Raw genomic sequence first — 23246 nt, 5'->3', positions numbered from 1 at the left:
TCGCTTTTTGATCTGCTGGAGACTGTTCTTGGAACACAGACTCAGACATGATCATAGGCTCAAGCAAGAAGTTGTAATGAATATCTGACAAGTATTTTTGTACTTCATCAAACTTCGACGTTTTAATCTCGACCAAAGACAAATCTTGTCCATCAACTACTTTTTGCTGTAATGCAGTAAACACTGAAGACCATGCCATCGGTGTAGGGTTGATTCCCCATGAGCGATACGTATCAATCATGATTTCATTTTTAGGAACTCGAATAACAAGTCCTTTCAAATCAGCAAGTGTTTTAACAGGTCGTTTAGAGTTACTCAAAACTCGGAAGCCAGAATATGTCCAAGCTACGATACGAACACCAGCGTCACGAATCGTATTTTGAACCAATCTTTCACCTTCAGGACCCTGAGTGATTTTGATCGCTTCATCTAAACTTTGAATCATGTATGGAAGAGTCAAGATGCCAACACTTGGAGAAAATGGTGTGATGTTATTGATAGCAACAATAGAGAAGTCCAATACACCGATTGCAGCGTCATTAACGGTATTCTGTTCAGAGCCTAATTGACTGTTCAAGAACAAACGCGCCGTATCATCTGTGTGCGCTTCCAATTCCTGAACAAACTTAGTTGCCACAGCATACTGGTTACCACCTTCACTGCCACCTAGTGCTATTTTGAATTGCTCTGCAACTGCTGTCATCGACATAGTACAAGCCAATACACAACCAATAACTAACGATGGAGCTTTAGATTTAATCATTTTCATATCCTGCCTCTCATTTGGAATTTTGGTAACGACGATAATGTTTTTTGTTTTATTCTTTTTATTAAATGTGTTGTGATTTTTATAATAATTCTTAGGTTCTATGATTGAAATACCACCTAATAATATGAGGTGTAAGGATTATTGTATTTAATTGTCTTTTGAGTTTTATATCTCCTTGGTAAGTTTTTAGTATGCCATTAGTTGATTAAAAAGGTTTTTATTTTTATAGGTTCTTATGGTTGGTTTTAACTTTTTATTAGTTGGCATTAAATTCCTCCTTGTATTTAATGCCAGTACAACAGATTAACTAGTTTTCTTGCCAGTAGACAACTTGTGTTTCAGTGTATTCGTATAGGCCGTGTTTACCGTCTGCGCCACCAATACCAGATTTTCGAGTTCCTGCGTGATAACCTTGCATAGCTTCAAAATGCTCACGGTTTACATACGTTTCACCAAACTTAAGTTCACGGCAAGCCTTCATTACTTCGTTGGCATCATTTGAGAAAATAGATGAAGTCAAACCGAAATCAGACTCGTTAGCAAAAATAAGGGCGTCGTCTAAACTGTCAACAATCATGACTGGGATAACTGGACCAAAAATTTCTTGCTGCATAACAGACTTTTGGTTGCTATCAACTAATAAGACAGTCGGTAAATAATGGTTACCTTCAGCGTTATCTGAAATTGCCCCACCACATAAGACTTCTACACCTTCTGATTTTGCTTGCTCAACCATTGCTGCAACTTTCTCTAAACTTTGCTTATTTACTAAAGGGCCCATGTCGACACTTTTATCTTCTAAAGGATTTCCAAAAGTCGTCGCTTTCATTGCAATAGTTAATTGCTCGATGAAGTTTTTCGCCACTGCTTTTTCTACGTAAACACGTTCAGCACAGTTACATACTTGTCCAGTATTGATAATACGTGAAGAATGAATTGCTTTTACAGCAAGCGCTAGGTCAGCTTTTGCTGTTACTATCGCGGGCGCTTTACCGCCTAATTCTAAGTTCACTTTAGTAATATTCTCTGCACAAGCAGCCATAATGCGTTTGCCAGTATCAACACTACCTGTGAAGCTGATCATGCCAATATCTGGGTTACTACATAATTTAGCACCTACATCTCCACGGCCACATACTAAGTTAAAAACACCAGCAGGTAGGTCTGTTTCAGCAACAAGTTTTGCAAATTCTAAGGCATTGATTGGTGTTTCTTCACTTGGCTTGATAACGATGCTGTTACCAGTAATTAACGCTGGCGCTAACTTACGAGCAATCAAAAAGAATGGGAAGTTCCATGGTAAAATTCCACCAACAACTCCTATTGGCTTACGCTGTAAAAAAATTGTCTCATTAGCTCTATCTGATGTAATTACTTCACCTTCAATGCGACGAGCCCATTCAGCCATATAATCCAAATAATCAGCAGTAAATCCTACTTCTACTTCAGCAAGAGCCAATACTTTACCTTGCTCCTGAGAAATAGTCTTAGCTAAATGTGTCGCATTTTCGCGAACTTTTTTTGCGATTTGGTGGAGATAACCAGCACGTTCAATTGCAGGTTTTCGAGCCCAATTAACTTGTGCTTGTTTTGCGCTTGCAACAGCAATATTTACAGCATCATTGCTACTCGCTGGTATAGTCGCTAATAGTTCTTGGTTAGAAGGGTTTATTACATCAATCCGGTCACTTTCAGAAGATAGAAAATTACCATTGATGAAGTTTTGATAATGTTGTATTTGAGACATAATGTTTTCCTATTATTATTTTTTAAAGTTATTTTCAGGTATGTTGATCAAAAGAACTTAAAGTTTTTTCGAATATATGAGGTGATATCCCAATTGATTATCACATCTTTCTTTACTGTCACTAGGTCGCCAGTATTAATTTCTTGAGTGATGCCTTTAGTTATCGATAAATTAGCTGACCCTTCAATAATATAGAACATTTCGTCCTTATCATTTTTCCAATCGAATTGGCTAGACTCTTTTTCCCAAATTGGCCATTCGTTGATTTCTTCTAACTGTTTTGTACTTGGTTTTACAACTGTGATCATAATCGTCTCTCAAGTAATTAAATTAGGTAAAATAGTGAGTTATTCACTGAAACAGGGTTTGACTAGCGAAACCGAATATCAAATGCATCGCGCATTTCGTAAGCTTTAATAGCGCTATAAACACCAATTTTATGGAATCTGTGAAATGAAAATGATTTAAATTTAGTTGTTGGGATTGCAAGATCTTCAGGTTTTTTACCAATAATGCGCTCAGATAGTATGCGCCCCATTACAGTACTCATGGCAACACCACGTCCGTTATAGCCTAGACCTGCAAGAATGCCAGGAGCTGGTTCATGTATATGAGGTAATAGGTCTTCAGTGAATGCTAATCGTCCACCCCAATATGATTCAAGATCATCTGGCGTTAATTGAGGGAATACGGTTTTCAGGCCAGCGTGTAAGCGTTTTTTATCTGAACCATTACAATGTTCGGACATACCTAAACTGCCAAATAAAAGGCGGTCATGATTGTCTTTTCGTGAATAATAAATAACGCGTCGAGTATCGGCTAACGTATGTCCGTTGGGTAAGATGCTAGCGTATTCTGATTTTGTTAATGGACGAGTAACCGCTTGAACACTGACTAGAGGAATAATAGTTTGTTTTAAACCTTTTAGTGTGTCATCAGTGTAACCATTAGTACAAAAAACAACCCACTGACTTGTTATACTGCCTTTTTCGGTTATAACCTGCCACTCTTTACCTTTAGATGACACACTTTTCACAGCACTGTTACCGAAAATTTGTGCACCCTTAGCTACTGCAACACGTGCTAGTTCTCGACTATACGATAATGGTTGAATGCAACCACCAGATGCTACATTAGTTGCTACATCATAGGCTGTAGATCCTATTAGGTTATGAAGTTTTTTTCCTTCAATAAAGCTGATGTCTAAACCGTATCCAGCCCACCCTTTCTGCATTTCTTCAAGATCTTTTACTGATGACTGGCTGTGAGCTCCACGAATCCAGCCATTTTGGACAGCATCACACTGTATGTTGTGCTTTTTAATTAGATTAAATAGTTCATAACCTGAATTGACGTAGCTCTCAAGCATACGTGGTCCAAAAGTGTCCCCCAACTGTTTGATTACTTTTTCTGGTACTGTATGCGCCAATGGATTTACTTGTCCACCTGTACGTCCAGAAGCCCCCCAGCCAGGTTCGTGGCTATCAATAACAACCACATTAATGTTTACCGATGCTAACTCTAATGCTGTACGTAAACCAGTAATGCCTGCGCCAATGATAGTGACGTCAGCAGAAATAGACTCTGTAAGTTGTTCTGGAACTTGATAAGAGACCGCAGTCTTTGTCCAGAACGATTGATTTGAGTGTAGTGACATATAAGAAAGAACCTTTGTAATGCTGCTATTGATTGTGTTTCCAAATTAGCAAAAGGTAGGACGCTTAAGCAACTTGTCGATTTGAAGCTATTTGCAGTTAAATAGGTTCATGTGTGAAGCTATTTTTCAGAGAGAATTGATATGTCTATAGGGATATGATAGAAAATAAGTTCCTTTTCTTTGTGTTAATTGCAGCTACTTAGCTGTACTTTTGTAGTGCGCTAGAGGTTGGTTTTATCGTGTTCTTGGTGCTCTAGTTAGGTAGGGCTATAAGGTTTGAACTATTTTGGTGCGCTATAGACTTGTATGTCAGCAGCGTTATTAGAAGTGCATGATGTAGTAGGGTCAATAAGCGTAACGCGTCATATAGCGTTACTATTAAGCATAGTTGATATGAAGAAAGTTAAAAACACCTTCATTTAATTGGATTTAAGGAATATATTCGTGAACAAAACAATAGTTTTAGAAAACTTTTCTAGTAACCTTAAATTTTTATGTGGTTTCTATAATTCTATATCAGAAGTTTGTCGGCTCTTAGATATCAATAGGCAACAATTTAATCGTTATCTAAGTGGTAACAGTTTTCCATCTTATAAAAACTTGAAAAAAATCTGTGACTTTTTCGGAGTAGAAAACGAAGAAATAATAGAGCCCCCTACAGATTTCAAAAGCAAGGTTTCGCCTCCCGCGCATCTTCAATCGAAGTCTGCAGTCCCTGAAAAAATGGCCAAAATTGTAATGCCTCTCTTAACGAATAGAGAAGGTCGAATGGAGCGCTATGAAGGGTATTATTATCGATATTTTTATTCATTTGGATTTCCAGGCTTTATCTTTCGCTCATTTATGAAAATCTATAAAAGTAATGATATCTATTACATGAAGCATATTGAGCGTACTAGTGGTACTAATCCTATGCTAGGCGCTAGATTAACTATAAAATATCATGGTTTAGTATTTTTAATGGCAGATCGACTATTTATCATTGAATCAGAGCCTGAGTTAAACTCAACTATATCGGAAACTATTCTTACACCGAGTTATCGACCGAATAACCCATATTTATCAGGTTTAATGATCTGTGCATCAAGTTGTTGTGCTCATCAACCCGGTTCAGCAAAAATAGTTACTGAATATCTTGGTAAAAATATTAACGTCAGAGAAGCAATGAAAAAATGTGACCTCTTTCACCACTCAGACAATAGAATTCCAAAAAATATAAAACAGTCAATAGCGAACGTCATTAGTCCAGAGGAGTTTACTCTACATTCCCCTAGAAGTTGAGGGCTAAATGGAAAATCCAAACTCTTATTAAAACTAGGGGCGCTACGATTAAGAGGTTGTAAAATAATCGATTTCTTTATTCGATAAAAAAGTACAGAATTTCATGTTTTTAGTACTTTTCCCCTCAAAATAAGCTGATTTTTTTTGTTCATGGGGAGATTGAAATCTTGCTGCTAGTATCATCTAATCAGTTCTAAGCACATTAGCTGAGGAAAATAGTATCGCCAATTTGTTGTCGTTTTTATTCAAGTCTCGATAGATTATTTTTCTAAAACCAAATTGACGCTTTATGGTCCGAAGCGAGTGATCTACTTTCGATTAAATACCGCTTTGGAGTATTCTGTTCGGATTAGTCGCTTGTTTATTCTAAGGTGTTTCTTTAGGCGTTGTATCTTTTTTGGCATATTTAACAATAATCTAATCCTCCCCGATATCTTTTAGTTCTTCTCGCTTTTGTACTGCGTGATAATATGAATCCGCTAAGATAAAGATTTTCTCGTCCTGAAATAGTTTTTTTGCTCCCATGAGCAGTCGTATTCCTGTCGTTACTCCATTCATACCTTGTTACAAGGTTAGTGTGGTTTTATGGATAAAATCAATTGGTGTTTTCGATGAGGTAGGCGGCAGTTTCGAAGAGAAACATCGATTGATCTTGTGTTATTAGACCATGAGAGTGTCGAAAATTAGAGCTAACCCGATTCTCTTGAAGAAAAAGGTATTAACGACCGACATTAGTCATTATGTTGATTGAGAGTTACGATAAATGTTGCGGAAATGACCGTGGTCAAATCCTAAAGTATCCCCACAAATCATCAATAAATAACAATTAGTTAGTGTAATAATAGAGCGTTCATGGTTCTTGGCGATCAATAATTTCGCCAAAAAAAACTAAACACAAAAGCCATGAACGCGACAAACATTTCCAACAAAATCATCCCTTTTGTTAGCCAAAATATGTATAAAACTCGTCAAAAAGCCTTGATCGCCTGCTCTCGAAGCCTAGCTCAAGGGAGCATTGGGAGTGTTACCAACATTGGTCGAGGGATAGCATCTGATGCCTACGACAAACATAAGATCAAACTAGCCAATAGATTGCTTTCTAACACGAATATTCAGAAGGAGCCTCTCTCCATTTACGGGCATATTTGCCGTTTATTTTCGAGCCGAGAACAACCCATAATTAGTGTCGATTGGTCTGATTTAGACGATAGGGGAAGGCATTTGTAACTTCGTGCCACGAGTTCGTAAGCCCTGTCTATTCTCTAAGAATGGCCTAACGGATTGGTTCTTCATCTCTAAGCTGTATGCAGCAGCGACTGCAACACTAAAATATATTACGGGGTATTTAGTAAAAGACTTCTCCCTACCCATGCCGTCTTGCTTTGCATATTGAGTGGTTGATAGTCCAGTAGGGTTTTAAAGGGAAATGACCCTTTAGCTGGCTGCGGCTAAGGTTAATCTGGTGTTATTAAGTCACGGCAGTGTGAGACTGAAAAGCAGAAAGAACTAATGGTTATTATTCGCTCTTTCCTGTTAAAAATAGAAATTAATTCGAGCTAGGTTAAAAAGGACAGGGTGCGACGAAGGCCAGCCATGCTTTTGTGAAAGGATGACGAAACTCCAGTCGGTAGGCATGCAGTAGCAGGCGAGGATCGGCTTCGGTGTATTCTGGATCGTAGAATTCATCGCCGATGATGGAGTGACCAATGCTTTGCATGTGCACGCGAAGTTGATGGGAGCGGCCAGTGTAGGGGGTGAGCCGAACGCGGGTATTGTTGCCTTCGTAGGCAATGGGTTCCCAAAAGGTAATGGAGTCTTTACTCCACTCATCGGTGCAAATGATTTGTCTTGGTCGATTAGGCCAATCACAACGCAGTGGTTTACGAACTTCGCCCCGTTGGCCTAAAAGTTTACCACGCAGTAATGCGCGGTATTCTTTTTTGACTTCTCGTTCACGAAAGTGGGCATTCATGCGCTTTTGGCATTCGTGGGTTTTGGCCACTAGGATCAATCCTGAAGTGGCTTCGTCCAGACGATGAATGGTAAAGGCTTCACCGAAGTGTTGCTCAGCACGATACAAAATAGAGTCTTGCTTCTCTGGGCCGCGACCCGGTACAGATAAGCAATTCGCTGGTTTGTTGATCACGGCAAACGAGTCATCCTCATAGAGGATGTCTAGCGTGGCGTGTTGCATTCGTGTAGATGATGGCGTTAGCACGAATGACTATTCCGGTTTCGTGGTTAAAATGATTCGAATCGCATCCAGACGGATTTGATGCTCATCAATACGAACCAAGCCTTCTTGCATGTTGGTTTCTAGTAGCTGAATGTCTTCTTCAGAGATGGCTGAGTTGAACGTTTTAAGTTCACTTAAACGCTCAATTTCACTCTGACAACGATGTTGATAAGACGATTTAGCCGCTTGAACAATCGGGCGAGCTTGGTCTTGCGCATTTAACTGATGAGTTTGTAATACTTCGATCAGATTTTTGCGTAAGGCGGCAACCCATTGTTCTGCAACGCGGTTCGGCACGCCTTTAAGTTTTTCCGCCCATTTGTCTGCAGTAAATTGCTGATGCAGAAATTTACCGTTAGAATCGGATAATTGCCACATTGGTGTCATCGGTAGAGATTGAGATAGCTTCAAGCGCGGGTGCGCGGTGGCTTCGATCACAAACATACTTTCGACCAGTACAGTGCCTTCTGGTAAACCTGCGATCGGTAAGATAGCGGAGGTTAATCTACCAGAGTCAAAGCCTTGGACTTCATCCATTAGCATGGTGATCAGTGGGTGCTCCCAAGTGGCAAACGCAACATTTTCACGTTGGCTAGCTTGGCGACGATCCAGCATGAGCATTTTGCCTTCTTCTTCAATACCAGGCAGTGCTTCTAGCATCATGTCAGTTGAGGGTTGAATGAACCAAGCGCTTTTATCTGGCGTGTCGTCCATGCATTCCGCGTGAATATTAAAGGCATGTGTCACGTCTTCAATATAGTTATGCAAACCTTGGGTCGCTTGTTCATTGATCAGATCGATCAGCTCGCGAGCACGCTCAGGGCGGCAAGAGCTCATTTCGAGTAAGCGGTTACGACCTTCTTCCATTTGCTTAAGAAGGGCAGTGTGATACACATTCGCTTCTTCAAGTAAGTTGGTGTCGTCGTCTTGTCCATGCAAGTAGGCGTATAAACTATCGCGGAAGGCTTCTTCAACTTTATCGCCAGATCCAGTCGTACGGCAGAATGCATTAAGGGCATCGTGATACCAATGGAACAAGCGTTCTTGAACGCTGTTTGATAAATACGGTACATGGATTTGTACGTCTTCACGTTGTCCTAAGCGATCCAAACGACCAATACGTTGTTCTAATAAATCTGGATGCTCTGGTAAATCGTACATGACGATGTGATGGCTAAATTGGAAGTTACGACCTTCACTGCCAATTTCTGAACACACGAGAATCTGAGCGCCATCATCGTCAGCAAAGTAAGCGGCTGCACGATCACGATGGATTAAGGGCATTTGTTCGTGGAAATCGGCGCTTTGGAAACCCGCGAAGGTTAATTGGTCATTCAGCCATTGGGCCATATCCGCGGTGTGACAAATCACCAGTACTTTATCCGCTTGGCACTCAAGGAACTCTTTTAGCCAGCTCCAGCGTGGATCTTTTTCCCATAGACCATCCTGAATATCGGTCTCAGGTTGAACATGGTTGGTAGCAGATTCGAAAAATTCATTGTTCTCAAGTGGGTAGCTGTGCAACTCTCGATTAGGGAAGCCACCAACTGCAGCACGGGTGTTACGGAACATTTCTCGGCCTGTACCATGACGATCAATTAACCAACTGATCGCGTCTTTGGCAGCGCTGGCGCGTTGCTCTGGGGTGTTTGCAGAGAGTTGGGTAAACCATTCTTTGGCTGTGACTTCGTCTAGATAACTGCCAAAGGCATGTTCCCAATTGACGTTAGTCGTGTCGTTGTCTTCTTCGGTGAGAGGCAGTAATGCGTCCGCTAACGTGGCCGCTTGTTTTAGTTCATTTTGCTGTGCTTGGTAACGCTCAAAATCGTGGTAACGGTCTGCATCTAGCAATTGTAAGCGAGAGAAATGTTCGCGTTCGCCAGTTTGTTCTGGGGTGGCGCTGAGCAGCAATAAAGACTCAGATTTCGCTGCAAGGCGAGCCACAATTTGATAACCCATACTAGGTGTTTCTGGATGCCATGTAAGGTGATGAGCCTCATCGACGATAACCATATCCCATTCTGCTTCCAACATATGTTGTGCTGCTTTAGGGTGTTGGCTGGCCCAATCAATCGGTGCAATGACTAAAGGCTGCTGTTCAAATGGGTTGTCATCACCGTCCATGAAATCTTCATAGACCGCTTCACTGATCAAGCTAAATGGTTGGTGGAAGCGACGCAGCATCTCTACTAACCATTGGTGTTGTAGATTAGTTGGTGTCAGGATCAAGGCGCGTTTACAAAGGCCGTTTAGCAGACGTTGATGCAAGATCAGGCCAGCTTCTAGAGTTTTACCCATGCCAACTTCGTCACATAAAAGCGCGCGCGCTTGTGGGCGGTTGGCTATGTCGTGTGCCAAATAAATTTGGTGCGGTAACAGCTCCGCCTTTAGTCCCATTAGTCCACGCACTTGAGACGCGGCATTTACCGCTTGATGTTCAAGAGTGTGACGACGTAAGTCAAACCACATACGACGTGCAGGCGACAAGGCTAGAATGGAATCTAGTTCGTTTTTGTCGTTGCGAGGAAACTGAATAAGTGATTCTTCAAGCCAGTCGTCATCGTCGCTAATGCGATATTCGATGAGTCCATCAATCTCTTCTACTTCTAAGACGGTAAAGGTTTCGTCTCTGAAAGATAATTGGTCGCCAGGGGTAAGTGAACGGCGTACAAGACTGGTTTGGTCGTTTGAGTATTGGCGATCCGCTTCTGCATCAGGAAAATGCAATAAGAAGGATTTGTTTTGTTTTTCAATGATCATGCCGACGCCTAGATCAGGCTCGTTGCGGCTACTCCATCTTTGTCCAGTTTGGTACATAGTTATACGTTGTCCGGTTCAATTAACGTTAAGCTGCCTTGGCATAAGTCAGTCAGTGCTTGTTTCTGCTCAGGCCAAGTGCGTTCTATAACAGCAAGATCAATGACAATGCTGTCGGTGTAAGTTTTATTGCTTATCTCAATGTCGCTGTGTTCGAGAAAGTATTCCACCTTGCCCAGTAAAGGATAGGTGATTGTTAACTCAACAGGGACTCTAGGATAAATATTTTCATATTCTGTTTGCGATAATGCTTCTTGTACTGCTTGGCTATAGGCTCTTACTAAACCGCCTGCACCGAGTTTAATGCCGCCAAAATAGCGTGTCACAACGACGGTTGTTTCACCGAAATTAGAATGTTGTAACACATTCATCATGGGCTTTCCGGCAGTACCTTTTGGTTCGCCGTCATCACTTTGATCCCACAAATGAACATTGTCTGGTGCGCCAGCCACAAACGTCCAACAATTGTGATTGGCATCTGGGTAGCGTTCGCGCATCTCACCAATAAAGGCTTTTGCTGCATCTCGACCTTTAGTACGGCTCACGGTGGTAATGAACTGACTATTTTTGATTTCAAGATCAAAGCGTTGTGTGTGTGTTGGGCTTAAGTAGTAATCCATGTAAACTTATCAATTGAATTCAAGAGTGATTGATTTCACTATAAAAATAGCAGGTTTTAATTCATATGACAGATTGGCTTTCACAATCAGTTTGGGCGTTATCGGGCTTTTGTTTGGGCGCGATACTACTGTCTGGCCTTGCCGGGCTTATTGTACAGGCTATGCGACGCCAGTGGCACCTTACGCAAGAAAAAATGCAGCAACAAAATGAAGAGTTAACGCGTCTTGTTGAGCAATCTAAGGAACATATTCATTATCTTGAAAAAGAATCGATTACTTTGGAGCAGCAATTTGCCGCTGCGCAAAGTGTTTGGCAAGAAAAAGAAACCTTTTATCGAGAGCAGAAAAAGCAAAACGAAACGGAATTTAAACAAATGGCTCAGGACATTATGAGCCAACAAGGTCTGCAATTGGCAAAAGAAAATGAACGTCAGCTCGGAACTTTATTAACCCCACTTGGCAGTCAGATTCAGAAATTTCAAGAGAGCGTAGACAAAAGCTACCAAGAAGAAGCACGCGAGCGTTTTTCTTTGGTGAGAGAGATTAAAAGCTTACAGCAGTTGAATCAAAAAATCAGTGATGATGCGATGAGTTTGACGTCGGCTTTAAAAGGACAGAATAAGTTGCAAGGTGGCTGGGGCGAAGTGATCTTGGAGCGTATTCTTGAAAAATCTGGCCTGGAAAAGGGACGTGAATACGATATTCAAGTGTCGCTTCAAACCCAAGAAGGGCGTCGTTTGCAGCCTGACGTAGTGATTCATTTACCGGAAGGTAAGCAGATTGTAGTGGACTCTAAAATGGTTTTGGTCAGCTACTTGGCTTACATGGAAGCGGAGTCAGACGAGGCTAGAAATCGAGCGTTGAAACAGCACCTTGAAGCTGTTCGTCGTCATATGAAAGATTTAAGTGCGAAGTCTTATCATGATCTGCCTGGCATTACTTCGTTGGACTTTGTGTTGTTGTTTATTCCTATCGAAGCGGCGTTTGGGCTTGCTCTACAGGCAGATAACGGCTTGTTTAGTGAAGCGTTTGAACACAATATTATCATTGTCGGGCCATCTAATTTATTGGCTACGCTACGCACTATTCAAAACATTTGGCGTAACGAAAAACAGAGCCAAAATGCCATTGAAATTGCACGCCAAGCAGGGGCCATGTACGACAAGTTTGCTGCGTTCGTTCAGGATATGGATGATATTGGGGGCAAATTAGATGCTGTCAGCCGTAGTCATGAGTCAGCGTTGAAAAAATTAAGTCAAGGCAGAGGGAATTTACTGTCGCGGGCTGAAAAGTTAAAGCAAATGGGCGCGAAAACGACGAAGGCATTACCGCAAGAGCGCCTACACGACGCCCTGAGCGATGAATTAGAGGATAACTAGGTTATTTATTTCTTAGGGAAAGACCAAAGAACATCAACTGAATTAGCATAAGATGCGGCTTGAATATCCAAATAAATAGATTGAGTTACTTTTTGGATATCAGCCTCTTCAGGCAGTTTATCGGCACGACCAATCAGTTCGATGTCTAAATTATGGGCCAAATAGTGTAAGCGAGTCTGGTTGATATCCAAGTAGGCTGAATGTTGGCGCAGTAAAAAGCTAAGGTCAGCAAGGACTTGATGTCTTGCGGGTTGCTTTAAATAGTCTGGTCGAGCGCCTTCGACGGATAAGACTTCATCAAAATCTTCTTCCGGGTCTATATGGACTAGCACATCAACGACTTGTGGGTGTGCTTTACGAATCGTATAGGAAACGAGCTCTCCAAGAAAATGACCTTCACTGACACTGGCGTGGCTGGCCACGTGGATGTGCATATCAAGATAGATTTTACCTGCCATTGAGCGCGCACGAACATCATGAGGGGCCATGACATTTTTTAAACTGTCAGCAGTTTCTTTAATACGGGCAATTGTTTTAGGGTCTGGTGCTGTGTCTACCAATTCCGTTAGGCTTTCCCAGATCATCCCCAATGCCATTTTTCCGATCAACACGGCAACCACGATAGACGCTAGCATATCGGCCCACGCGTAGCCAAAATAGACACCAACCAGGCCGGCTAGTACCGCAACTGAAGAGAGGGCATCGCTTCGACTGTGCCATGCATTGGCAATAAGCAGTTTGCTGCCAATTTCTTCACCGGCTTTTTTCGTATAGTGAAAAATGGCTTCTTTAATACCAATGGTCGCCATTAGCGCGGCAACACCATACCAGGTTACTTGTGCTTCTTTTTGAGATTGAATGGACTCATAGCCAATACCAGCAGCAACAACGATGAGCACCATGCCTAAAAAGACGGTTGTCACCGTTTCAAAGCGTAAATGACCGTATGGATGCTCTTCGTCAGGACCTTGGCGAGCATTAGAAGACGCGAAATAGACAAAAACATCTGTAATTAAGTCTGATAAAGAGTGTATTCCATCGGCAATTAAAGCTTGAGATTGCGAGAAATAGCCGGCGATAATTTTTGCTATTCCCAAAATGGCATCCCAAATAGCACCGACTAAGGTGACTCTTTTGGCAATAGATTGTTCTTGTTGCAGTTTTGTCATGAAATGCTCGTAAATAGGACTTAAAAAGAGTGCTTGGTCACGCGTACCGAAATCCGTTGTTTATTGACTACTTGGGTGAATCAGCGTGTTGTCTGGGTTACCGGATGTTCTCCCCAGCCTTATCCACGATATCTGTGGAAAAGGTCAGGGAAAAATAGTCCAGTCGTTACTGTCCTTTATGCCGGTGATATTTCAAACCAAAGACAGTAAGACGCGTAAAACTCTCGCATGGTTAATGACATAAGAGAGAAGTTAGCGTCCATATCTGACAAACCACCCCCTTGGGAGTCGTTGAAAGCCGCTTCTTTAAGCGCGTCGTCAAATTTAATTTTACGTAAGGTAAGATCTTCATGGAGGACAAAGCTAAGCTTGTCTGTCCAGCGAAGCGCTAAGCTCTTCACGGCCATCCCTTGTTCTAAGTGACGTGTAACGTCTTCTGAAAGTGGTTCTAGGGATTTGAAACGAATAGTGGCTTTATCTTCAGAGCCGTCTTGTATCTCGCACTCATCGCCAGTCTCAAGGCTTGCAGGTACTTCGTTTTTGGTTAGCCAATCGGTCATTAAAGACGCTGGAGAGACTTGTGCCTGTAAAGGCGACATAGGGAAGCTGCCCAGTGTGGTTTGTAGATGTTTAAAAAGCTGTTCCGTCATACTGGCATTAGTGCTGTTGATAACTAATATTTTTGCTTTTAAATCAATGTATGCCCAGATGTCAGTGCGTTTTGAAAAGGCTTTAGGGCGCAAGGTGAAGACCAATTCGTCTTTCATATCAGTCTTTTCTTTACGGCCAACTTTACGGCCTTCGATAAGTTCTATCTCAGCTACTTTGGCTTCTAGTTCTTCGCGTACAACGGCTGCTGGTAGTACTTTTTCTTCTTTACCGGCGCGGAACAAAAGGCAATGATCACTGGCTAAACTCCACTGTTCACTGTTACGAATCAACGGCAGCCAACCGAAGGAAAACTCTTCTTGAGAGCCACACTCTTTCAGCGGGAACTCTGGGATTTTATCAATCAGTTCATTGGTATCGAGTGATTCTGTGTCTTTTAGTTGGAAAATCTGGGCGTTCTTGAACCACATAATTATTATCTCACGGCTTCTTTAAAGTGTTTTCGACAAACAGATAAATAGCGGTCGTTGCCACCAATTTCTACCTGAGCGCCTTCTTTTACTGGTTTACCTTGTTCATCAACTCGAATGACCATGATGGCTTTACTACCACAGTGACAGACGGTCTTTAATTCGATTAGCTTATCTGACCATGCGAGTAGGGCTTTGCTTCCTGCAAATAACTCGCCTTGGAAATCCGTTCGAATGCCAAAGGCAAGCACGGGAATCTTTAATGTGTCGACGACATCTGAGAGGGCGTAAACTTGTTCTTTGGTCAAAAATTGGGCTTCATCAATTAAAATGCAACTTAGTGGCGATGTTTGATGCTGGTCTTTAATCTGAGACCAGAGATCAGACTCTTTAGTAAAGAGGTTTGCCTCAGCATTGATGCCAATTCGTGACGCAATTTGACCTATTTCATATCTATCATCAATCGCGGCGGTGAATAGCATGACTGCCATGCCACGTTCTTGATAATTATGAGCAGATTGCAAAAGTATGGTGGATTTACCTGCGTTCATTGCAGAGTAATAAAAATACAGTTTGGCCATAAAGTCAGTCGATCACATTGTTTGTTTTTTTAAATTTAATTGTCTAGCCAAACTCTGATGTGGATGACTATTTGGGCTGTTTTTTTAACTTTCCAGTTTTCGATTTTGAAAAAGACAACGCGATTTGCATGGTTAGCCATTCCGAACGTTTTACGTCATTCAATTCGCAAAGTTGGTCGAGCTTAGCAATGGTTTCTTCATCAACGACTAATTCTAATCGCTTTAGCCCGAGGGATTTCTCTTTCTCACGCTGGGCTCGTTTATTGGCTTTTAGCTGATCTTTTCGAGTCAACGGTTGGCTACGAGGTCGACCTCGTGATGAGCCAAATAAGTCAATGGTGTTTCTGTCGGCGGACGATTTTGCCATGTTATTAAATTCATATAATAAAAAAGGGTGGAACAATACGATGTCGGTAATATATCGCGTTAACCAATAAATCGTATTTTATAGATTTAAGATCGCTATTATGTGGGAATTTTGATTTTAGGCCAAGGCAAAAGCCATTCGATTTGCGTTAATAAAGAAAAGGCAGTGTGATCACACACTGCCTTTGGGCTCTATCTAGCCTAGATTAATGTTAGTTATGGCTTGCTTGCTGATTTTTCGCTTCTTTTTCCGCTTGTTGGTTGGTCGCTATAAAATCGAGCAAGATTTCTGATGCTTCGTGGGCATAGGCATCATCTTCTGCTTTATCGGTCGGTTTAATATCATCGACTGATTTAACCAATTTAAGACCAAGAGCTTTACGTCGAGCATTTTCAATCTCAAGGTCTTTATTCTTCGCGGCTTCGGACTGTTTCTCACGGGTTTTCTCATTTAGAGAAATCGTTTTGTAAGTCTCTGCTTGCTTTTTGTATTCTTTAATTTGATCAACCACTGCAATAAAGTTGGGATCTTTCTTGATGCGAGCTTCGTGATGAGGTTCAAGAATAGGCAAGTACGCTTTCATGTTCCAGTACACTGGGTAACGAGTTTCGTGGATTTTGTCCCACGGTAGTGGATTGCGTAAAGCACTTTCACCGACCAGTTTGTCGTCAATCAGGGATGGGAACGTGATGTCTGGTATAACGCCTTTATGTTGCGTACTTTCGCCTGATACACGATAAAACTTCGCTTGAGTGACTTTAAGTTGGCCTTTGTCCATATCTTGCAATACTTGAACCGTGCCTTTACCAAATGTTTGGCTACCTAGAATTAATGCACGACCATAGTCTTGTAGGGCACCAGCAACAATCTCAGAAGCAGAAGCACTCATTCGGTTAACTAAAACAGCCAATGGACCACTGTAATCTGTTTTACCATCGCTGTCGCCAAGTGGCGTTACGCGACCTTTTTGATCGCGAATTTGCACAACAGGACCTGATGGGAAGAATAGGCCGGCGAGAGAATTTGCTTCTTGAAGTGATCCACCGCCGTTGTTTCTTAGATCAAGGATCAATGCAACAACGCCTTCTTGTTTCAGCTCATCGATCAATTTTTTAGTATCACGAGTTGAGCTCTTGTAGTTTTTGTCACCGCGCTGAATAGCGGCGAAATCAGAGTAAAAAGTTGGTAAGTGGATAATGCCTACTTTGTAGGTTTTTCCGTCACGCTTAACCTCAATGATGTCTTTTTTCGCAGACTGATCTTCAAGCTTAACTTTTTTGCGGACTATAGTGATTTTTTTACTGGTTTGGCCATTGCCTTTACTCGGAATGATTTCCAGATTCACCTTGGTGTTTCGTTCACCACGAATCATCTCAACAACATCGTCAAGACGCATTCCGACGATATCTACCATAGGTTTGCCTTCTTGACCTACTGCAATGATTTTATCGTTAGGAGCTAAATCTGTTTGCGTTGCAGCTGGACCGCCGGGAACTAAGCGAACGATTTTTGTGTAATTGTCGTCAGCTTGCAATACAGCGCCAATGCCTTCTAGTGACAGGCTCATATTGATGTTGAAGGTCTCAGAAGCGCGTGGTGCAAAGTAAGACGTGTGAGGGTCTAGTGTTGCGGTAATGGAATTAGCAAAAATTTGATATACGTCGACGGCGTTTGTTTGCTCAACTTGTCTAAGCTGATTTTTATAACGACGAGTTAACGTTTCGATGATTTTTTCTTGAGAGTCTCCGTTCATTTTTAGAACAAGCGCTCTGTTCTTTAAACGTTTTCGCCAATAATCATTGAGTTCACTTTCGCTGGTGGCCCATTTCAATTTTTCTGGGTCATTATTCAGTGATTCTTTTTTTGTGTAATCGAAGCCTTTAACGATGCTAGGAATGTCTTTTTCAACTTCATTTAAACGATCTTCGATGCGTTTGTCGAAGAGATTGTAGATAGTGTAGGCAACTTGTGTGTCACCGTTACGTAGAGCATCGTCAAGGCTGTCTTTGTATTTAGACAAGGCGTCAACGTCACTTTGCAGTAAGAAGCTTTTGGATGGGTCTAGAGCATCCAGGTAATATCCGAACGCCTTTTCTGAGATTTGATTATCAATAGTGGGTTTGTCATAGTGTTCGCTTTCTAGCATACTTACTAGTTGCTTGGAGACTTTGTCATACTCATGCGGTGGTTGAAGGTCTGTGTAGGCATTTGCTTGTGCCGAGGCAAAAATAAGACCCGTGAAAAGGCAAAATAATAGGCGTTTATAGTTCATCCGGTATGGGTTCTCTTAGTCTGTATTTATGTAATTAGTTAAAATCATATTAGACACAGAGCAGTAAGGCTAGCCTAACTGCTAAAAAGTCACTTTTTTAAGGTATTGTCCTTCAGGAAATTATGGAACATTCTAACTTTAATCATTCATTGTTGTCCTTTTTAAAAGATTCTCCTACTCCTTTCCATGCCACAGACAGTATGCGTAACGCGTTAACCGATGCCGGCTTCATTGAGTTGTTTGAAGAGCAAAGTTGGGTTATCGATGAAGGTGGAAAATATTTTGTTACTCGCAATGAATCTTCCATCATTGCTTTTACCACACCACAGATAGATTTTCATCAAACAGGGTGGCGCATGGTCGGGGCTCATACCGATAGTCCATGTTTGAAATTAAAACCCAATGCTCACGTTCAGCGTCATGGCTATCATCAATTAGGTGTTGAAGTATATGGCGGCGCTTTACTTCACACATGGCTAGATCGCGATTTATCTATTGCTGGGCGGGTTAGTTTTAAGAATCAAGAGGGGAGTATCGTTAGTTGTTTGGTCGATTTTAAGGACCCTATTGCCGTCGTTCCCAATTTAGCCATTCATTTAAACCGACAAGCCAACGAGGCTTTTTCCGTTAATCCACAAACGGAAATATTGCCTATTTTATGTGGTGCAGAAAATGAGTTTGATTTACAGGTTCTGTTGAAAACGCAAGTTGAGAAACAACATCCTGATGCACAAGTCGCCACTATTTTGGATTTTGAACTGAGTCTTTATGATACTCAAGCACCTGCTTTGGTAGGACTTCATCAAGAGTACATTTGTTCTGCTCGCTTGGATAACTTGCTAAGTTGCTTTGTTGGTCTTCAAGCGTTAGTAGATTCTGATATGCAGCGTCCTAGTTTGCTTATTTGTACTGATCATGAAGAAATTGGCAGTTTGTCCGCATGCGGAGCCAATGGGCCGTTTCTTGACGACGTATTAAGAAGATTGTCTCCTAACCCAGAGCGCTATGTTCAAGCCATGCAGCGTTCTATGCTAGTCTCAGCGGATAATGCTCATGCGCTACATCCAAATTATGCGAGTAAGCACGATGCAAATCATGCTCCTATGATCAATAAGGGAGCGGTGATTAAAGTTAACGCGAATCAGCGTTATGCGACCAACAGTGAAACGTCTAGCATCTATCGTGATATTGCTGCAGAAGAAGATTATACGGTGCAGAGTTTTGTGGTGCGAAGCGATATGGCTTGTGGTAGTACGATTGGTCCTATTACCTCTGGAGAAATTGGCGTACCAACGATTGATATCGGTTTACCAACCTTCGGTATGCATTCAATCAGAGAATTAGCTGGCAGTCATGATGCCCATGGTCTTTATAAAGTATTGGCGCGCTTTATGAAACGTGGAAAGTTGATAACACGTTAATATACTAACTTTGTATTAGCGAATGGGTGCTAAAACAAAAGTATTAGAGCAGAGGTATTAAGGCAGAGATATTAAGATAGAGGTATTAATACTTTTGTTAGTGAAACAGCAATGCAAAAAAAACGCCGTGAAGCGAAAGTTTCACGGCGTTTTTTTAGAAATTGGATTATTTAGCGGCGACTAACCACTTATCCAATCCTTTGATTTTATCTTCTGTTAAATCCCCAGTCGCTTCAAGCAATTGCAGTTTTTGCAATACAAAGCTGTAACGGTATTGCTGGTAAGCGTTGCGAGCATCAAATAAATTTGATTGCGCTGTCAATAGTTCAACTAGGTTTCGTGTACCGACTTCGTAGCCCGCTTTACTGGCTTCGAGGGCGCTTTGACGTGATTTAATTAACACTTGCTGTGCATGGATTCGTGCAACAGACGTTTGAAGCTCTAAGAACAAACTTCTAATGTTGAGTTCAATCGATTGTAAGGCACTGTCACGAGATTCGCGGCTTGCTTCAGCTTCGGCAGCGGCTTGTCTGATGGACGCATTAATCGATCCACCACTGTATAAAGGCATATTAACCGCTAGACCAATTGCGCCCTTATTATAAGTACCATCAGGGGTGCTAGTATTTGGATTGCTTTGGCTGTTAGAGCGAGATAATGAGCCAGTAATGGAAACGGTTGGTGTACGACCACTGGCCTTCTTGATGTCTATATTGTTTTCAGCGCTTTGCACGGAAATATCAAGAATACTAAGCTCTTTGTTATTTTTAATGGCTTGTTGAATCAAAGAATCAACTGTCATCGTTGGATCAAGTTTAATAGGGTAGCTTTTTGACAATTCTGGGATGTTGGTAATGACACGTCCGGTTAATTGTAAAAGTACTTTTTGAGCGTAAGCCACATTGGATCGATCGGTTAGTTCGGTAACTTTGACGGCATCGTATTCAGCTTGAGCATCTTGAAGATCAGTAATAGATACCAAACCTACGTCATATTGTTTTTGAACTTGATCAAGTTCACTTTTGGTGCTTTTTACTTGTGACAAGGTCGTATTAAGCGTTGACTGAGCCATTAGTAAATTAAAATAATCAGTGAGAGCGGTAAGAGATAAGTTCTCTTTTTTATTGTCGTAACTAACGCCAGCACTTTTATAATTTAGCTCAACGGCGTCAACACCGTAATTTAAAGCTGGCGAATAGATGGGATAATCTAAATCCAATGATACGGCATTGGTTTTTGCGTCGTAGTTGGTCGTTGGAGTGTCATTCTTTGCATACCCCAAACTCCCATTAAGGGAAATGCTAGGGTATAGACTGCCTTTTGTTACAGTAACCTGCTCCTTTTGAGCATTGTAAGTTGCGGCAGCAGCTCTAAGACCTGGATCCGTTTGGATTGCCAACTTATAGACATCATATAAGCTTTCAGCATGAACGGTCGCGCTGCTGATTGTCGCAGCAGCTATAAGAGTAGAGATGATATGCTTTTTCATGGATTTTGATCGGCTCTTAGTATGAAATATAGTTATATTACCCTACGGCGTGAGTAGATGGCAGTAGGGTAAAGAGTATATCTATTATTACTGTTGACCATATCATAATCAGAAAAGTTAAAAAGATATGCATTGTGTAAATTCAATGCATCGCGTTGTTATTGTTTGCAATATCTATTCTTTTAGATGAATTTGATAGCGAATTCTCTGAGTTTTATTTGCCTGAAGTTCTCCTTTCATCTCTAAGCTACTGGCTGTTTTCTTATTAATGTTTGCGCCTTCCACATTACTAATGATGCCTCGTGTATTTTGCGTAATAAAATAGCTTTGCGGTTTGTTGGCATGGTTGCTAATAGTAAGTTCCCAAACTTGTGTTGTTGGCAGCTTTTGCGACGTGCTGCTAATAAGAGATAAATTGCCTGTTAAATCAAAGCTTTTATTGGTGATCACACTAATTTCTTGTTTGGCTCGTGCACTATTAATGTTAGTGCTGTTGCTAGGAATGAGCAGGCCATTACGTTGCCAAAATGTCTGATATTGTCCAGGGAGTGCTGCGCTGTTAAGGGTGAAGTAGAGCGTATTTTGAAAAGTGAGTGGCATATTGCCTGAGTCACTAAGTGAGGTGAAAATAGTGGCGCTATGCTGACTTTTTTCGATGTTTGATTCTAGTCGAATAAGTTTAACTAATGTGTCTGAATTAGCTTTTAAATGAGTGGTTCCTAACGGATAGGTGACTTCACTGTTTGCGTAGCTAGGTGAAGCATCACTTTCATTTAATCTCATTGTGCTCTGTAGCGCTTTGGCCCTCATCATAGAGATTGGCGAGTAGTGGAGGAGGCTTTTGTTTAAGGTAATAGCATGCGTTGATCTGTTATGAATTTCCGCTGAGTTGATAATGGAAACAAGGCCATTTGCAAAGATAAGCGTACGCTTAGGTGTCCAAGATACGTCATTGGATTGATAACTTACAATACTTGGGTACTGAGCGATGTCACTTTTATGAAGAGAGTGAGCTTTTGTTGGGATAAGGTAAAAGTCATTCATGGGCAGAGTGATTAATGTGTTATTTACTTTAAGAGCAAAGCTGCCGTTAGGTTGCTCAATATTAACCAACTCTCCAGAATAAGAGAGGTCTCTTTGCTTACTGTCGACTGTTACTGGGTAGCCGACTTGAGAAGACCAATCATGATAGTTTGCTGGATGTATTTGTGTAACGGGTGAGAAGTTGGCTACTAAAGGCAACAGACTGCCTTGGTTAACCGACAAGCTAGGTGTTTTGGACGGTGCAATGTTTTCGACAATCTGGCTATTTTGAGCGTCAATTACTGCTCGTATTGGTGACGCGTGGGCGATGCCCTGAGTGCCAATAAATAATAATGGTAGGCAGAAATATATCGTCAAGCTTTTCATAAAGTCCTTCTGTTCATCAATGATTGAGCGTCGCTGTGTCGTTCTACTTGCCTGAGCATGGTAATCTACAAGCAAAATATGGCATTAATATCACAGCGTGTAAATAAAGGGTCGAGAGTGGATAAACGATTACTAATCATTGATGGACTGAATTTGATTCGCCGTCTTTATGCAGCACTTGAATCTGAGAAAGATTTAGATCGTCGAGTGGAACGCACACAAAGTATTTCTATTGATGCGTTGGTCAAATTAATTCATCAAATCGTACCGTCTCATATGGTGGTTGTGTTCGATTCTAGTGGACAAACTTGGCGTCATAAAATTTTCCCTGAGTATAAGTTAGGTCGAGTTCCAATGGATGATCAATTACTGGAGTCGTTACCTGATTTCGCTAAAGTGTTTCGATATAACAAGATCCATTGTTTACGATTAACGGGTTGGGAGGCGGATGACTTAATTGCAACCCTAGCGGTAAAGGCCGCAAATAAAGGGGTTAAGTCATACATTGTTTCTACCGATAAAGGTTTCACTCAGTTGCTTGATAATGAAAATATCCTGCAATACGATTATTTTGCCAAGCTCGGGTACGACAAGGTATGGGTACCAGGTAAATACGGCGTTCAAGCCACTCAACTGGCAGATTACTGGGCGCTTGTTGGTGATACCACTAACCGTATACCAGGCGTAAAAGGCATAGGTCCAAAAACAGCGTTGTCTATTATGGAAACGCACTCCACGATAGAAAGCATCTACCAAAATGTAACGTCCTTTTCAGACCGTATTCAGCATCTTTTATCAGACAACTATGAGCAATGCTTATTATCACGTCGGCTAGTGTCACTAAAAGTAGATGCTGAAATTGGTGTGAGACTTTCTCAGCTTGTTTATCAACCGACATAAAAGAGCAGGCATTATGGTTTGTTTGCTTAACGGCAAATATGAGGTTGGAAAA

The 23246-nt window shown here is 41.4% G+C and carries 19 protein-coding genes; 5 read left to right on the top strand and 14 right to left on the bottom strand.

All coding sequences use genetic code 11. The annotated features are described in order from the left end of the window. The 4 genes from V6259_RS04170 to V6259_RS04155 form a co-directional block, all read right to left on the bottom strand. Positions 1 to 763: TRAP transporter substrate-binding protein (locus tag V6259_RS04170; RefSeq protein ID WP_341583430.1), on the bottom strand; the 763-nt coding region annotated here is incomplete at its 3' end. Between the two features lie 313 nt (positions 764 to 1076). Continuing rightward, entirely contained in the window at positions 1077 to 2516 is a 1440-nt protein-coding gene (gene aldA / locus V6259_RS04165) for an aldehyde dehydrogenase (RefSeq protein WP_341583429.1), read from the bottom strand. Between the two features lie 47 nt (positions 2517 to 2563). Continuing rightward, positions 2564 to 2824 (bottom strand): cupin domain-containing protein, encoded by a 261-nt coding sequence (locus V6259_RS04160; RefSeq protein WP_341583428.1) that lies wholly within the window; start codon positions 2822 to 2824, stop codon positions 2564 to 2566. Between the two features lie 62 nt (positions 2825 to 2886). Beyond that, positions 2887 to 4173, bottom strand: coding sequence for an NAD(P)/FAD-dependent oxidoreductase (locus tag V6259_RS04155; RefSeq protein WP_341583427.1), 1287 nt, complete (start codon positions 4171 to 4173; stop codon positions 2887 to 2889). A gap of 444 nt (positions 4174 to 4617) precedes the next feature. On the opposite strand from V6259_RS04155, the gene V6259_RS04150 reads away from it, so the two are divergent. After that, positions 4618 to 5454, top strand: coding sequence for a helix-turn-helix domain-containing protein (locus V6259_RS04150; RefSeq protein WP_341583426.1), 837 nt, complete (start codon positions 4618 to 4620; stop codon positions 5452 to 5454). A gap of 903 nt (positions 5455 to 6357) precedes the next feature. Beyond that, a complete protein-coding gene (locus tag V6259_RS04145; RefSeq protein WP_341583425.1) occupies positions 6358 to 6681 on the top strand; it encodes a hypothetical protein in 324 nt (107 codons plus the stop codon). Positions 6682 to 7015: 334 nt separating this feature from the next. On the opposite strand, the gene V6259_RS04140 is transcribed toward V6259_RS04145, so the two are convergent. The 3 genes from V6259_RS04140 to V6259_RS04130 are packed head-to-tail and all read right to left on the bottom strand — an operon-like array spanning position 7016 to position 11127. Then, on the bottom strand, positions 7016 to 7672 hold the full coding sequence (locus V6259_RS04140) for an RluA family pseudouridine synthase (RefSeq protein WP_341583424.1): 657 nt from the start codon (positions 7670 to 7672) through the stop codon (positions 7016 to 7018). A gap of 6 nt (positions 7673 to 7678) precedes the next feature. After that, positions 7679 to 10507 carry an RNA polymerase-associated protein RapA gene (gene rapA / locus V6259_RS04135; RefSeq protein WP_341583423.1) on the bottom strand — a complete coding sequence of 943 codons (2829 nt, stop codon included), beginning with the start codon at positions 10505 to 10507 and terminating at the stop codon, positions 7679 to 7681. A gap of 2 nt (positions 10508 to 10509) precedes the next feature. Further along, positions 10510 to 11127, bottom strand: a complete 618-nt coding sequence (locus tag V6259_RS04130) for a YigZ family protein (protein WP_133010957.1) — start codon at positions 11125 to 11127, stop codon at positions 10510 to 10512. Between the two features lie 65 nt (positions 11128 to 11192). Here V6259_RS04130 and rmuC point away from each other — a divergent pair, with 65 nt between their 5' ends. Beyond that, the gene (rmuC, locus tag V6259_RS04125) at positions 11193 to 12506 is read left to right on the top strand and encodes a DNA recombination protein RmuC (RefSeq protein WP_133010958.1); all 1314 of its coding nucleotides are present in this window, start codon (positions 11193 to 11195) and stop codon (positions 12504 to 12506) included. Between the two features lie 5 nt (positions 12507 to 12511). Here rmuC and V6259_RS04120 read toward each other — a convergent pair whose 3' ends face one another. The 5 genes from V6259_RS04120 to V6259_RS04100 all read right to left on the bottom strand — a co-directional run bounded on the left by V6259_RS04120 (position 12512) and on the right by V6259_RS04100 (position 17974). After that, entirely contained in the window at positions 12512 to 13675 is a 1164-nt protein-coding gene (locus V6259_RS04120; RefSeq protein ID WP_133010959.1) for a cation diffusion facilitator family transporter, read from the bottom strand. Positions 13676 to 13851: 176 nt separating this feature from the next. Further along, positions 13852 to 14754 (bottom strand): recombination-associated protein RdgC, encoded by a 903-nt coding sequence (locus V6259_RS04115; RefSeq protein ID WP_341583422.1) that lies wholly within the window; start codon positions 14752 to 14754, stop codon positions 13852 to 13854. A gap of 5 nt (positions 14755 to 14759) precedes the next feature. Continuing rightward, positions 14760 to 15335: a thymidine kinase gene (locus tag V6259_RS04110; protein ID WP_341583421.1), complete on the bottom strand. Its 576-nt coding sequence runs from the start codon at positions 15333 to 15335 to the stop codon at positions 14760 to 14762. 67 nt (positions 15336 to 15402) lie between these two features. Continuing rightward, entirely contained in the window at positions 15403 to 15702 is a 300-nt protein-coding gene (gene ybfE / locus V6259_RS04105) for a LexA regulated protein (protein ID WP_133010962.1), read from the bottom strand. Positions 15703 to 15913: 211 nt separating this feature from the next. Next, on the bottom strand, positions 15914 to 17974 hold the full coding sequence (locus tag V6259_RS04100; protein ID WP_133010963.1) for a carboxy terminal-processing peptidase: 2061 nt from the start codon (positions 17972 to 17974) through the stop codon (positions 15914 to 15916). Between the two features lie 122 nt (positions 17975 to 18096). Here V6259_RS04100 and V6259_RS04095 point away from each other — a divergent pair, with 122 nt between their 5' ends. After that, on the top strand, positions 18097 to 19395 hold the full coding sequence (locus tag V6259_RS04095) for a M18 family aminopeptidase (protein WP_341583420.1): 1299 nt from the start codon (positions 18097 to 18099) through the stop codon (positions 19393 to 19395). A 166-nt stretch (positions 19396 to 19561) separates the two neighbouring features. Here the strand turns inward: V6259_RS04095 and V6259_RS04090 are convergent, their stop codons facing one another. Together V6259_RS04090 and V6259_RS04085 are read right to left on the bottom strand one after the other, a co-directional pair. Then, on the bottom strand, positions 19562 to 20884 hold the full coding sequence (locus tag V6259_RS04090) for a TolC family outer membrane protein (protein WP_341583419.1): 1323 nt from the start codon (positions 20882 to 20884) through the stop codon (positions 19562 to 19564). 174 nt (positions 20885 to 21058) lie between these two features. Beyond that, a complete protein-coding gene (locus V6259_RS04085; RefSeq protein WP_341583418.1) occupies positions 21059 to 22294 on the bottom strand; it encodes a hypothetical protein in 1236 nt (411 codons plus the stop codon). A gap of 117 nt (positions 22295 to 22411) precedes the next feature. Between V6259_RS04085 and xni the strand changes: the two genes are divergently transcribed. Continuing rightward, entirely contained in the window at positions 22412 to 23194 is a 783-nt protein-coding gene (xni, locus tag V6259_RS04080; RefSeq protein ID WP_341583417.1) for a flap endonuclease Xni, read from the top strand. The last annotated feature ends 52 nt before the right edge of the window (positions 23195 to 23246 follow it).

The organism is Marinomonas sp. TI.3.20 (assembly GCF_038155025.1).
Classification (GTDB): Bacteria; Pseudomonadota; Gammaproteobacteria; order Pseudomonadales; family Marinomonadaceae; genus Marinomonas; species Marinomonas flavescens.
This window is presented reverse-complemented; position numbering and strand designations above follow the sequence as displayed.

Excerpts from the sequence above, each read along its gene's own strand:
- aldA (WP_341583429.1), bottom strand. The coding sequence starts at position 2,516 with ATGTCTCAAATACAACATTATCAAAACTTCATCAATGGTAATTTTCTA.
- V6259_RS04160 (WP_341583428.1), bottom strand. The coding sequence starts at position 2,824 with ATGATCACAGTTGTAAAACCAAGTACAAAACAGTTAGAAGAAATCAAC.
- V6259_RS04155 (WP_341583427.1), bottom strand. The coding sequence starts at position 4,173 with ATGTCACTACACTCAAATCAATCGTTCTGGACAAAGACTGCGGTCTCT.
- V6259_RS04145 (WP_341583425.1), top strand. The coding sequence starts at position 6,358 with ATGAACGCGACAAACATTTCCAACAAAATCATCCCTTTTGTTAGCCAA.
- rapA (WP_341583423.1), bottom strand. The coding sequence starts at position 10,507 with ATGTACCAAACTGGACAAAGATGGAGTAGCCGCAACGAGCCTGATCTA.
- V6259_RS04130 (WP_133010957.1), bottom strand. The coding sequence starts at position 11,127 with ATGGATTACTACTTAAGCCCAACACACACACAACGCTTTGATCTTGAA.
- rmuC (WP_133010958.1), top strand. The coding sequence starts at position 11,193 with ATGACAGATTGGCTTTCACAATCAGTTTGGGCGTTATCGGGCTTTTGT.
- V6259_RS04120 (WP_133010959.1), bottom strand. The coding sequence starts at position 13,675 with ATGACAAAACTGCAACAAGAACAATCTATTGCCAAAAGAGTCACCTTA.
- V6259_RS04115 (WP_341583422.1), bottom strand. The coding sequence starts at position 14,754 with ATGTGGTTCAAGAACGCCCAGATTTTCCAACTAAAAGACACAGAATCA.
- V6259_RS04110 (WP_341583421.1), bottom strand. The coding sequence starts at position 15,335 with ATGGCCAAACTGTATTTTTATTACTCTGCAATGAACGCAGGTAAATCC.
- ybfE (WP_133010962.1), bottom strand. The coding sequence starts at position 15,702 with ATGGCAAAATCGTCCGCCGACAGAAACACCATTGACTTATTTGGCTCA.
- V6259_RS04100 (WP_133010963.1), bottom strand. The coding sequence starts at position 17,974 with ATGAACTATAAACGCCTATTATTTTGCCTTTTCACGGGTCTTATTTTT.
- V6259_RS04095 (WP_341583420.1), top strand. The coding sequence starts at position 18,097 with ATGGAACATTCTAACTTTAATCATTCATTGTTGTCCTTTTTAAAAGAT.
- V6259_RS04090 (WP_341583419.1), bottom strand. The coding sequence starts at position 20,884 with ATGAAAAAGCATATCATCTCTACTCTTATAGCTGCTGCGACAATCAGC.
- V6259_RS04085 (WP_341583418.1), bottom strand. The coding sequence starts at position 22,294 with ATGAAAAGCTTGACGATATATTTCTGCCTACCATTATTATTTATTGGC.